The sequence below is a fragment of the Novosphingobium sp. PhB165 genome (assembly GCF_004341845.1).
In the GTDB taxonomy this organism is placed as follows: Bacteria; Pseudomonadota; Alphaproteobacteria; order Sphingomonadales; family Sphingomonadaceae; genus Novosphingobium.
In genome coordinates this window covers 460,441-472,633 of sequence record NZ_SLVB01000003.1, presented here as the reverse complement: position 1 = coordinate 472,633, position 12,193 = coordinate 460,441, and the positions used below count along the sequence as shown (strand labels likewise).

Below are 12,193 nucleotides of genomic sequence, written 5' to 3'. Positions count from 1 at the left end.
AGAGGGGAGTTTCCAAAATACCTCCATTCACGGGGGAGTTGTCGTCAATCGTCGCCGCTGTGCTCATTAGAAGCTCACCCGTGCGCCCAGCGAGAAGACCATCGCGTAGGCGTCCTGAAGCGAACCGTTGGTCAGGACCGGGGTCTGGACCGGTGTGCCGACATAGGCCGCCGTGATGCGGTTGATGGGGGCGTCCTTGAACGAGATGTACGAGGCGGCCGCATCGATCGCGATCTTGCTGGTCATGTTGTAGGTGGTACCGGCCGAGAAGTTCCAGCGGTTGCTGTCCGGCACGCGGGCATCGCGGTCGCCGCTGCTGGTCGGGGTTTCACCGTATTGGACACCGCCGCGCACCGTCCACTTCGCGTTCACGTCGTAATCGGCGCCGAAGGCGTAGGAGAAGCCGTCCTTGTAGTTCTCGGGGATGGAGGTGTTGACCGGGGCGCCGAGCTGGATGGCGTTGAACTTGCTCCAGCCGTAAGCCACGACCTGCGCGTTCAGCGTCAGCTGCTTGGTGGCCTTCACGCGGGCCGACATGATCGCCTGCCACGGGGTGGTGAATTCTGCCGTGGTGTCGAGCGACATGTTCTGGCCGGCCAGCGGGCCAAGCAGGCCGTCGATGGTCAGCGAACCGTCAAGCTTGTGCTTGATGGCAGACTTGTAGGCGACACCGATCGAGGCGGGGCCGTTGTGGTACTGGGCACCGACCGACCAGCCCACATCCCAGCCGCTGCCCTTGAGCTGCTGATGACCGTCCGGCAGCGTTGCCAGAAGGTTGGGCAGGTAGTTGCCAAGGGTGGCGTCCACATGCTCGACGTTCGCCGCCGCGCCGACGTAGAGGCCTTCTACCGGCTGGAAAGCGATGCTCGGCTGGATGTCGATGGTGCGCAGCTTGGTCTTGTCGGCCGAATAGCGCGCCCAGCTGTCCGAAGCATAGTCGGTGGTGAACGAGTAGGGCGAGGTCACGGTCAGGCCGAAGGCGACCTTGCCGAAGCCATAGGCGATCGAGCCCGAGGGCAGCACGCCGTTGTTGATCGGGTTCTTGGCAACCGGGTTGCCGCCCACCGAGGCAGGGGCCTGGCCCGGACGGACGATGGCGGTGCCGTCATCGACGACTTTGCCCTTGGGCAGGATCACGCTGGCGTGCACCGATGCCTGGCCGCCTTCGAGGCCGCCGATGGCTGCCGGGTTCCACCAGAGCGAATCCACGCCGGTATCGGCAGCTTCACCCGAGAAAGCGCGGCCTTGTGCGCGCACCGACTGTTCCTGAAGATAGAAGGCCTGCGCATGGGCGGCGCCGGCTGCACCGAGCGCCATGGCCGAAGCAGTGCCAGCCAGCAGGATACGGCCCGTAATCTTTTTCATTTTTTATCTCCCTTACTTCTCTTTTCCCTGAACTTTATCGAATTGTCCGTCGCGCATCAGGGGGAGTGCGGGACAGGACCTGTCCCGTTTAGGGAATACGCTTCCACGTCTGCGTCTTGCACAGCGGCCAGACGATGCAGCCCTTCAGCTTGAGCGTGTTGGCGTCCACCGGGGTGATCGTGGCCTTGTAGGTGCCGCCGTCTTCGGGATTGTAGATCTGGCCTTCGACCCACTCCTCACCCTGGCGCTTGAAGCCGCCGACCATCTGCAAGCCCTTGATCTTGCGGCTGCGCAGCGAGGCGTCCTTGTTGTTCACATCGCGAATGTCGGGATTGGCCCGGACGCCGTCCGAATCGACGACATGTCCGCAGAGCGATTCGCCGCAGCGGCTGAGTTCGATTACGCCGTGCTTGGAAGGCGTGAGCCACTTGCCGACGACCTGGTCGGCGCTGGCTGCAAATGCCGGATTAACACCGAGAATTGCCGGAATGACGGCGGCAACCAAAGCCACCCCCACGGGTTTCCAAAGTCTCATGAGCGACCTTTCCATCATCTCTCCAACGGGCACCTTCTGCACCTTGGGGCGTGTGCCCTTAGGGTGGGGTGTTCCGAAGACGTAACCGAAAATTTGCTTGACGTATAGGGAAAGAATTGCACCCTTAGGGAAGAACGGTGACGCTCTCCGACAGGTGGGGAGCGGTCGAGCTCCGACGGAGAGAGTGCATGAAAAGTGTCGTGATCGCGGGTTACGCCCGCTCGCCCTTCCATCTGGCCAACAAGGGCGCGCTGGCCCGTGTTCGTCCCGACGACCTTGCCGCGCAGGTGATTCGCGGGCTCATCACCAAGACCGGCGTGGATGCGGCTGATATCGAAGACGTCGTGGTCGGCTGCGCCTTCCCGGAAGGCGAGCAGGGCTTCAACATCGCGCGCCTCGTGGCGCTGCTGGCGGACCTGCCGATCACGGTCGGCGGCATGACCGTGAACCGTTTCTGCGGTTCGTCGATGAGCTCGATCCACTACGCCATGGGCCAGATCGCCATCGGCGCGGGCGAAGTGTTCGTCTGCGCGGGCGTCGAATCGATGAGCCGCGTGCCGATGATGGGCTTCAACCCGCTGCCCAATCCGGCGCTGGCGGCGAAGAGCGCGGCCTACATGTCGATGGGCGAGACGGCCGAGAACGTCGCCACCAAGTACCAGATTTCGCGCGCCGATCAGGAAGCGCTTGCCGTCTCCAGCCAGCACAAGGCCGCCGCTGCGCGTGACGCCGGCAAGCTGACCGACGAGATCGTGCCGATCCAGACCAAGGCCGGCGTCGTCAGCGAAGACGGCACCATTCGCGGCGACACCACTGCCGAAGCGCTTGCAGGCCTCAAGCCCGCGTTCGACGCCGCCGGTTCGGTGACCGCCGGCACCTCCTCGCCGCTGACCGATGGCGCCAGCGCCGTGCTCGTCACCACCGAGGAATATGCCCGCGCCCACAACCTGCCGATCCTCGCCCGCATCAAGTCGGTGGCGATTTCGGGCTGCGCGCCGGAAACCATGGGCCTTGGCCCGATCCTTTCCAGCCAGAAGGCGCTTGAGCGCGCGGGCATCGCTGCCGGCGATCTCGACGTGGTGGAACTGAACGAAGCCTTCGCTTCGCAGGCGCTGGCCTGCATCAAGGACCTCGGCCTCGACCTTGCCAAGGTGAACATCGACGGCGGCGCGATCGCCATCGGCCACCCGCTCGGCGCCACCGGCGCGCGCATCGTCGGCAAGGCGGCCTCGCTGCTGAAGCGCGAAGGCGGCAAGTACGCACTCGCCAGCCAGTGCATCGGCGGCGGTCAGGGCATCGCCACGATCCTGGAGTCGGTGGAATGAGCGACACCATTATCAAGAAAGTTTGCGTGATCGGCGCCGGCACCATGGGTGCCGGGATCGCCGCTCAGGTCGCCAATGCCGGTGTGCCGGTGCTGCTGCTCGACATCGTTCCCAAGGACGCCACCAATCGTAACGTGGTGGCCGAAGGCGCCGTGGCGAAGATGCTCAAGACCGAGCCTGCGCCGTTCATGAGCAAGTCGGCCGCCAAGCTGGTCGAGACCGGAAACATCGAAGATCACCTCGACAAAGTTGCCGAGTGCGACTGGGTGATCGAGGCGGTGATCGAGCGTCTGGACATCAAGCAGGGCCTCTACGCCAAGCTGGAAGCGGTGAAGCGCGACGGCACTGCCGTTTCGTCGAACACTTCGACGATCCCGCTCGCCAATCTGGTCGAAGGGCGTTCGGACGCGTTCAAGCGCGACTTCCTGATCACGCACTTCTTCAACCCGCCGCGCTACATGCGCCTGCTGGAGATCGTCACCGGCCCGGCGACCGACGCTGTCGTCGCCGCCAAGGTCGAACGGTTCGCCGACATTTCGCTCGGCAAGACGGTGGTCACGGCCAAGGATACGCCGGGCTTCATCGCCAACCGTATCGGCACCTACTGGATCCAGCTTGGCCTCAACGCCGCGTTCGACATGGGCATCACCGTCGAACTGGCAGACGCCATTGCCGGAAAGCCGATGGGCGTGCCCAAGACCGGCATCTTCGGCCTTGTCGACCTGGTCGGCATCGATCTGATGCCGCATTTGCAGGCCAGCCTCACCTCGACGCTGCCGGCTGGCGACCTCTATCACGGCATCGCCCGTGACATTCCGCTGATCAACAAGATGATCGGTGAAGGCTACACCGGCCGCAAGGGCAAGGGCGGCTTCTATCGCCTCAACAAGGAAGCTGGTCGCCGCAAGGAAACCATCGACCTCCAGACTGGCGAATACCGCCCGACCATTACCGCGCAGGGCCCGCGCGGCGCGGCTTCGCGTGGTGATCTCAAGGCGCTGGTCGAAAGCAAGGGCGAGATCGGCGCCTATGCATGGGCCGTGCTCGGCGCCACGCTGGCCTATGCCGCCAGCCTCGTGCCCTCGGCCGCCGATGACGTGGTTGCCGTCGATGATGCGATGAAGCTGGGCTACAACTGGAAGGCCGGCCCGTTCGAGATGATCGACAAGCTCGGCGCCAAGTACCTTGCCGAACGCCTCGCCGCCGAAGGCAAGGCCGTGCCGGAGATCCTGACCGTGGCGGGCGACCGCACGTTCTACCGGATCGAGAACGGCAAGCGCCAGTTCCTTGGCCTCGACGGTGAATACCGCGACATCGTCCGCCCTGAAGGCGTGATGCGCCTTGCCGACGTGAAGCTTTCGTCCAAGCCGATCCTCAAGAACGCCTCGGCGGCGCTCTGGGACATTGGCGACGGTGTCGTCTGCCTTGAATTCACCGGCAAGATGAACGCGCTCGACGGCGAAGTTATGAAGCTGATCGGGCAAGCCATTCCGCTGGTGGCGGCGCAGTACAAGGCGCTCGTCGTCTACAACGATGCCGATACCTTCTCGGCCGGTGCCAACCTCGGCCTCGCACTCTTCGCGGTGAACATCGCGGCATGGGGCGAGATCGAGAAGCTCGTTGCCGGTGGCCAGCTCGCCTACAAGGGCCTGAAGTACGCTCCGTTCCCCGTCGTCGGCGCGCCTGCCGGCATGGCGCTGGGCGGCGGCTGCGAGATCCTGCTGCACTGCGACGCGATCCAGGCCTATGCCGAACTCTACTGCGGCCTTGTGGAATGCGGCGTCGGCCTCGTTCCGGGCTGGGGCGGCAATGGCGAGATGCTCGACCGCTGGCGCAAGGCTCCGGGCATGCCCAAGGGCCCGATGCCGGCCGTGGCCAAGGTGTTCGAGATGGTCTCCACCGCGCAAGTCTCCAAGTCTGCCCAGCAGGCGCGCGAGATGATGATCCTGCGCAAGGATGACGGCATCTCGATGAACCGTGATCGCCTGCTCTACGACGCCAAGCAGAAGGCGCTTTCGCTGGTGGAAGGCTATACCCCGCCCGAAGCGCCCGAGTTCAAGCTGCCCGGCGCCGGTGGCCGCACCGCGCTTGGTCTTGCGGTGGAAGGCTTCCACAAACGCGGCATGGCGACCGACTACGACGTGGTCGTCTCCGGCGTGCTGGCCGATGTGCTGACCGGCGGCGACGAGTTCGACCTCGTCGACACGGTGAGCGAGGGCGAACTGCTCAAGCTGGAGCGCGATGCCTTCATGGGGCGTCTGCGTGATGGCCGTTCGGTGGCCCGCGTCGAGCACATGCTCGAAACCGGCAAGCCCCTTCGCAACTGATTGAACTGAGAAAGGATCGCGACGCCGCCTAACTCCCTCGTCGTCCCCGCGCAGGCGGGGACCCCGCTTTTTTCTTCTGGCGGTGTGATTGCCGCAAGAAGCGGGATCCCCGCCTGCGCGGGGATGACGGATAAAATGGAACGGCGTCGCGACCCGCGAGGAGAGTGACATGCAAGTCTACGAAGCGCCCCTGCGCGACATGAAGTTCGTGCTCCACGAACTCCACAACGATGACGGTTTCGGCAATCTCGAAGCCCTGGCCGAATTCACCCCCGACCTTGTCGACGCGGTGCTGGAAGAGGCTGCCAAGGTGGCGCAGGAAGTCCTGCTGCCACTGAACCGCAGCGGCGACATCGAGGGCTGCACGCTGGAAAACGGCGTGGTCCGCACCCCCGCAGGCTTCAAGGAAGCCTACGAGATGTTCCGCGAAGGCGGTTGGTGCGCGCTGGCGTCCGACCCCGAATGGGGCGGGCAGGGGCTCCCTGAAGCGCTGAACAAGCTGACCGAGGAGATGATCTGCTCCTCCAACCTGTCGTTCAGCCTCTATCCCGGCCTCACCCACGGTGCGACCACCGCGATCGAGGGCTATGCCAGCGACGCGTTGAAGCAGGCCTACCTGCCCAAGATGGTCGAGGGCACCTGGTCGGGCACGATGTGCCTTACCGAACCGCATTGCGGCACGGACCTCGGCATGCTGCGCACCAAGGCGGTTCCTCAGGGCGATGACAGCTACAAGATCTCCGGCGCGAAGATCTTCATCTCGGCCGGCGAGCACGACCTGACCGAGAACATCATCCACCTCGTCCTCGCGCGGCTTCCCGATGCGCCGGAAGGCGTGAAGGGGATCAGCCTGTTCCTGGTGCCGAAGTATCTGCCCAAGGAAGACGGCACGCCCGGTCCGTCCAACGGCGTTTCGGTCGCGGCGATCGAGCACAAGATGGGTCTCAAGGCTTCGGCCACCTGCCAGCTCAACTTCGACGAATCGACCGGCTGGCTGGTCGGCACGGCGGGCAAGGGCATGGAAGCCATGTTCAAGATGATGAACACCGAACGCGTTTCGGTGGGCATTCAGGGTCTTGGTGTGGGCGAAGCCGCTTATCAGTCGGCCGTGTGGTACGCCAAGGATCGCTTGCAGGGCCGCTCGCTTTCGGGCGTGAAGAACCCCAAGGGCCCGGCCGATCCGATCATCGTCCACCCCGACGTGCGCCGCATGCTGATGACCGCGCGCGCCTACAACGAAGGCAGCCGTGCCATCGGCGGCTGGGTCAGCCGCGCGCTCGATGCCGAAAAGCATTCGACCGATCCGGCCGTGAAGGCCCGCGCGGAAGACTTCATCGCGCTGATGACCCCGGTGGTGAAGGCCCTGTTCACGGACTGCGCCTATGAAAGCGCGAACCTGGCCGTGCAGGTCTACGGCGGCCACGGCTACATCGCCGAAAGCGGCGTGGAGCAGTACGTGCGCGATGCCCGCATCGCCATGATCTACGAAGGCACCAACGGCATTCAGGCGCTCGACCTCGTCGGCCGCAAGATGCCTGCGCATGCCGGTCGTTACCTGCGCTCGTTCTTCCACCCCGTTTCGGACTTCATCGAGGCGAACAAGGCGGACGCCACGTTCGGCAAGATGATCGAAGGGCTGGAAAAGGCCTTCGGCGCGCTCCAGCTTTCGACCGGCACGATTGCCCAGAAGGGCATGAAGGATCCCGAGGAAGCCGGCGCCGCCGCGACCGACTACCTGCGCCTGCTGGGCCTTGTCGCCATGGGCTACTGCTTCGCCAAGGCGGCGCTGATCGCCAAGGCCAGGCTGGACGAAGGCGCCGAGGATGCGGCGTTCTACACCGCCAAGATCGCGACCGCCCGGTTCTTCTTCGACCGTCTGCTGCCGCAGGCGACGGCGGCGTTCCTGGCGATCAAGTCGGGCAAGGCTTCGATGATGGCGCTGGAAGTCGAAATGTTCTGATTCAGGTCAGGCCCGGTGGCTGTCGGAAATTTCGCCTGAAATTTTGGTTGCCGCCGGTCTGCTTATCCCATTTAAGTGCTCCCAACGGGGGGACGGGACGCTCCGGCGTTCCGTCCCCCTTGTCGTTACTGGAGACTCCATGGCGCGCGGTTGGAATCAGGTCATTTGGAATCGCGTTACGGCGTTCGTAGCCGTGCTGGCGCTGGCGGCGTGCTCGGGCGTGGCGGATTCGCCGGCCGCAACGAACAGCCAGAATCAGGGCCCCGCCAATCTTGCCGCCATAAGCCCGGTAGTGACCTGCGCCTCGCTGACCGGCACCGACATGACTGCGATCGGCGGCCCGGGCAGCAAGATCACGCAGGCCAGCGAGACCACCAGCGACGGCATCGGCGTCTGCTCGGTCAGGGGCACGCTGGCCCCGGCGGTCAATTTCCAGGTGCTGCTGCCGCTCAAGACATGGACGCAGCGCTACCTTCAGGTCGGCTGCGGCGGCCTGTGCGGCGCGATCACGCTGCGCTCGGGCGCGTCCGAGGGCTGCAAGGTGCTGAACGACGGCGGCTTCGTGATGGCCGCGACCGACATGGGCCACACGATGGCCGAAAGCGACGGCGCATGGGCGCTGGACCCGGTGCGCCGCGCCGATTTCGCCTACCGCGCGCAGCATCTGACCTCGCAGGCGTCCAAGGCGCTGATCCGCGCCTTCTATGGGCAGGAAGTGCGCTATTCGTACTTCAACGGCTGCTCCGACGGCGGCCGTGAGGGGCTGATGGAGGCCCAGCGCTTCCCTGACGACTTCGACGGTGTGATCGCCGGGGCTCCGGCCATGCTCTTCACCGTGCAGAACACGCTTTACCACGGCTGGATGGCGCGTTCGAACCTCGACGCGGCGGGCCATCCGATCCTGCTCGCGGACCGATTGCCGATCCTGCACAAGGCCGTCGTCGCCACCTGCGACCGCACCGACGGCGTGGTCGACGGGCTGATCTCGCTGCCCGCTGCCTGCCGCTTCGACATGGCGAGCGTGACCTGCCCGGCGGGGACGACCGACACTTCGGCCTGCCTTACGGCCGCCGAAGCCGATGTCGCGCGCAAGTTCTACGAAGGCCCGCGCGATCCGGAGACGCATGCTTTCCTCACCGCCGGACAGCCGCTCTATGGATCCGAGCTGGAATGGCCGGGCGTCTTCGTGCCGGGCGGGCCACAGGGGCGGATGATGAGCCAGATGGTGGTGCCGCCGGTGATGCGCTACCTCGCCTTCCCGGAGCCGCGGCCCGATGCGACGCTGGAGAGCCTCGAATTCACGCGCGCCACGCTTGACGATCTGCGCGACCATCACCGCCTGTTCGATGCCACCAACCCGGACCTCAGCGCCTTTGCGGCCAAGGGGCACAAGCTCATCATGTGGCACGGTCTTTCCGACCAGCATATCGCCCCGGCCAACACCGTCTCGTACCAGAAGGCGCTGTTCTCGACGATGGGCAAGCGCGTGGTCGGCCAGTTCGAGCGGCTCTACATGCTGCCCGGCGTCGGCCATTGCGGCGGGGGTGAGGGGCCGAGCAGCATCGATCTGCTGACCCCGATGATGACCTGGGTCGAAAGCGGCCACGCGCCCGAGGCGATCATGAGCGGCACCACCCGGCATCGCAGTACGTTCGGCCAGCCGGTGGGCATGGCGAGCACTGCGCCATCCGAACCGGCTCGCCCGGAGATGCTGCGCCCGGTCTATCCCTGGCCGGCGGTTGCCAGCCATACCGGCAGCGGCAGCTATACCGATCCGGCAAGCTGGACGCGCAGTGCCTCTACGCAAGTGGTGCTGACCCATAATTGGTCGGGGGCGGATCTGTTCGGGCCCTATACGTTCATCAACCAGTAGCTGCTCTGACTGCACGGCGGTCCCGTTGCGGGTGCGTGCCTGTCCGACATCGACAACGCGCGGGGGTCACCAGCCTCACAGCATCGTCGCCCCCGCGAAGGCGGGGGCCCCGCTTCCTTTTTGCCCTGCCGCCGAGAACAAGCGGGATCCCCGCCTTCGCGGGGATGACGGGGCGTTGTGTGGTCTGGAGACACGACGCTATCCCGCGCTCGCACAAAAAAGGCCGGAGTCCAGAGGACTCCGGCCATGGAGAGTGGTTCCTATAACGGCTTAGAAGTCGAAACCGGCCGTCACGCCATACGTGCGCGGCGCGGCATAAGTGCCGTTGTCGCCGCTGTTGGTGGCGCCGATCTGGCCCCAGTAGAAAGCGTTCGTCAGGTTCTTGCCCCAGAGGCGGACGAACAGGTTGTCGTCCAGCGAGCGCCAGGTCAGCGAGGCGTCGACGGTGTTGTACGAGCTTTGCTTCACCCGCTCGTCCGGCGAACCGACGTAGCCCGAGTTGTAGTAGTAATTGCCCGCCAGCGTGAACTTGCCCATGCCCGTTTCGAGGTCGTACGAACCGCCCATGCTGGCGGTGAAGCTGGGGGTGTTCTGCAACTTGTTGCCCGTGGCGCTGCCGATCAGCAGGCAGTTGCCGCCCAGCTGCGCGAAGGGGTTGCCGAACGTGCCCAGGCACGACTGGCCGGTGGGGATCACGAAGCCCGGGGCGAGTGGGAACGGATAGCTGATAACCGCCGTGTCGAAGTCGGTGTAGCGGGCGTGGGTCCAGTTGATGCCGCCGAACAGACGGAAGTTGCTGGTCACGCGCCAGGTCAGGTCGGCGTCTATACCGTAGATCTCGGCAGCATCGGCGTTGTAGACGGTCTGCGCGCCCGAGATGACCTGCATCACCTGGATGTTCTTCTCGTCATAGTAATAGCCCGCCACGTTCAGGCGCACCTTGCGGCCGAACAGGTCCGACTTGATGCCCACTTCGAAGGCGTCCACCTGCTCGGGCTTCAGCAGCACGATCGGGTCCGACTGGGTGATGTAGGTGCCGCCCCGGAAGCCGCGGTTGTAGCTGGCATAGGCCAGCAGCTCGGGCGAGAAGCGGTGATCGAGCGAGAGGCGCCAGGTCAGCTTGTTGAACGTGTGGCTCTCGGACGGGATCTGGGTGACGGTGGTCAGGCCGGCCGGGGGCACATTGCCGTTGAACTGCGTCACCGTGGCATCCAGCGAGCGCTGGTCGCTGGTGAAGCGGAGGCCCGCGGTCAGGTTCGTGGACTCGCCGAAGGTATAGGTGCCTTCCGCAAAGCCCGCGAAGGAGTCCAGCTTGACGGTGTTGTCGTCCTGCGAATAGCCGTTGTTGCCGAACGTGAAGAGCCCGGTCGTGCGCGAGGCATCGTTGCCCGCATTGCCGTGCATGTAGAAGCCGCCCAGCACCCACTTGAACGGTCCGCCCTCGGTCGAGATCAGGTTCAGTTCCTGGGTGAACTGCTTGTCGAACTGGTGGTTGTCGACAATGATGCGGGGCATCGTGGTGCCGTCCGGATCGAAGTTGTAGCTGAACTTCGAATGGCGATAGGCGGTGATCGACTTCAGCGTTGCGAAGCCCACGTCCTGCTCGATGGTCAGGCTGGTGCCCCAGGCGCGGGTGGACATCTTGGGATCGATATCGGCCAGGATGTCGCGGTGGACATCGCCGCCCAGCGCCTCGATCGCGGTGGGCACATCGATGCCGAGCGCGTTGAGCCCGAAGTTGCGGAAGGCCGGTGCGGCCGAATTGCGGCCGTTGAAGTCACCGGACAGCAGCACCTTGGTCTGGTCCGAAGGCTGCCACAGCAGCTTGGCGCGGCCGCCCCATGACTTGCCGTTCTGGATGTCGTTACCGGTGTAGAGGTTCTTGCCGAACCCGTCCTGCTGGTTGTCGTACTGGCCGGACAGGCTGATCGCGACGGTCTTGGTCAAGCCGCCCGAAACATAGGCGGCGGAGTGGATCGTGTCATAGTTGCCGTAACCGATCTCGGCCTTGCCGGTCCAGTCGAAGCTCGGCCCCAGCGTGGTGATCTGGATCAGGCCGCCCGTGGCGTTGCGGCCGAACAGCGTGCCTTGCGGGCCCTTGAGCACGGTGACCTGATCGGTATCGAACATCGATTGCAGGATGCCGAACGAGGCGCCGTAATAGACGCCGTCGACATAGACCGCGACCGGGTTCTCGATGCCCGGGCCCTGTCCGGTGGCGCCGATGCCGCGAATGCGGGGCAGGCCGATGCCGCCGGTGCCGGTGGTGATGTTGAGCGCGGGGACGGCGGCCTTGAGGTCCAGCGTGCTCTGCACCCCGGCGCTCTGAAGCTGCTGGTTGTTGAGCGCGGTGATCGCGATCGGCACGTTCTGCGCCGACTGGTCGCGCTTCTGCGCGGTCACGATGATCTCTTCGACGCCGCCGCTGTTCTGGTTCTGGTCGCTGCCGGCTTGCGCAAGAGCGAATTGCGGCAGCAGTGCCACGGCGGCGGCGGCGCCCCCGACCCCGGCCAGCAGCGCGGCGCGCAGGAAATGGTTTGCGGACATGGTGTGGCTTTTCATCGCTTCCTCCCAGTTCCCGGCATCGTCGATGCCGGAGCGATTTATCCCCTTCCGCTTCTGCCGGCCGTCGTATTGTTACGGCGCGAGTATTGGTTACCTGCCTGGCAGTAGCGGTATGCCGCCGATGTAGTCCGGGAAGTCCTTTGCGCGGCTATAGGCACTTGAGCGGCGCCGATAACTTCCACGACGGCCATGATGCAAACCGCTCGGCGGTGTCCTAATACCAAGGCCAGCACAGGAAGCTGG

The 12,193-nt window shown here is 64.9% G+C and carries 7 protein-coding genes; 4 read left to right on the top strand and 3 right to left on the bottom strand.

The window, feature by feature from the left end:
• Window positions 1-66: 66 nt before the first annotated feature.
• Together EDF56_RS10660 and EDF56_RS10655 are read right to left on the bottom strand one after the other, a co-directional pair.
• The gene (locus EDF56_RS10660) at window positions 67-1,365 is read right to left on the bottom strand and encodes a porin (RefSeq protein WP_132387099.1); all 1,299 of its coding nucleotides are present in this window, start codon (window positions 1,363-1,365) and stop codon (window positions 67-69) included.
• An 88-nt stretch (window positions 1,366-1,453) separates the two neighbouring features.
• On the bottom strand, window positions 1,454-1,900 hold the full coding sequence (locus EDF56_RS10655; protein ID WP_132387097.1) for a DUF2147 domain-containing protein: 447 nt from the start codon (window positions 1,898-1,900) through the stop codon (window positions 1,454-1,456).
• 188 nt (window positions 1,901-2,088) lie between these two features.
• On the opposite strand from EDF56_RS10655, the gene EDF56_RS10650 reads away from it, so the two are divergent.
• From EDF56_RS10650 to EDF56_RS10635, 4 genes are all read left to right on the top strand, one after another.
• Window positions 2,089-3,225, top strand: coding sequence for a thiolase family protein (locus tag EDF56_RS10650; protein ID WP_132387095.1), 1,137 nt, complete (start codon window positions 2,089-2,091; stop codon window positions 3,223-3,225).
• Window positions 3,222-5,552, top strand: a complete 2,331-nt coding sequence (locus EDF56_RS10645; protein WP_132387093.1) for a 3-hydroxyacyl-CoA dehydrogenase/enoyl-CoA hydratase family protein — start codon at window positions 3,222-3,224, stop codon at window positions 5,550-5,552. Before EDF56_RS10650 ends, EDF56_RS10645 begins: the two co-directional genes overlap by 4 nt.
• Window positions 5,553-5,721: 169 nt before the next feature.
• Window positions 5,722-7,512, top strand: coding sequence for an acyl-CoA dehydrogenase C-terminal domain-containing protein (locus tag EDF56_RS10640; RefSeq protein WP_132387091.1), 1,791 nt, complete (start codon window positions 5,722-5,724; stop codon window positions 7,510-7,512).
• Between the two features lie 139 nt (window positions 7,513-7,651).
• Window positions 7,652-9,385 (top strand): tannase/feruloyl esterase family alpha/beta hydrolase, encoded by a 1,734-nt coding sequence (locus EDF56_RS10635; protein WP_132387089.1) that lies wholly within the window; start codon window positions 7,652-7,654, stop codon window positions 9,383-9,385.
• A 270-nt stretch (window positions 9,386-9,655) separates the two neighbouring features.
• Here the strand turns inward: EDF56_RS10635 and EDF56_RS10630 are convergent, their stop codons facing one another.
• Window positions 9,656-11,947 (bottom strand): TonB-dependent receptor, encoded by a 2,292-nt coding sequence (locus tag EDF56_RS10630; RefSeq protein WP_132387087.1) that lies wholly within the window; start codon window positions 11,945-11,947, stop codon window positions 9,656-9,658.
• Window positions 11,948-12,193 lie beyond the last annotated feature (246 nt).

Excerpts from the sequence above, each read along its gene's own strand:
- EDF56_RS10655 (WP_132387097.1), bottom strand. The coding sequence starts at position 1,900 with ATGAGACTTTGGAAACCCGTGGGGGTGGCTTTGGTTGCCGCCGTCATT.
- EDF56_RS10635 (WP_132387089.1), top strand. The coding sequence starts at position 7,652 with ATGGCGCGCGGTTGGAATCAGGTCATTTGGAATCGCGTTACGGCGTTC.
- EDF56_RS10645 (WP_132387093.1), top strand. The coding sequence starts at position 3,222 with ATGAGCGACACCATTATCAAGAAAGTTTGCGTGATCGGCGCCGGCACC.
- EDF56_RS10630 (WP_132387087.1), bottom strand. The coding sequence starts at position 11,947 with ATGAAAAGCCACACCATGTCCGCAAACCATTTCCTGCGCGCCGCGCTG.
- EDF56_RS10640 (WP_132387091.1), top strand. The coding sequence starts at position 5,722 with ATGCAAGTCTACGAAGCGCCCCTGCGCGACATGAAGTTCGTGCTCCAC.
- EDF56_RS10660 (WP_132387099.1), bottom strand. The coding sequence starts at position 1,365 with ATGAAAAAGATTACGGGCCGTATCCTGCTGGCTGGCACTGCTTCGGCC.
- EDF56_RS10650 (WP_132387095.1), top strand. The coding sequence starts at position 2,089 with ATGAAAAGTGTCGTGATCGCGGGTTACGCCCGCTCGCCCTTCCATCTG.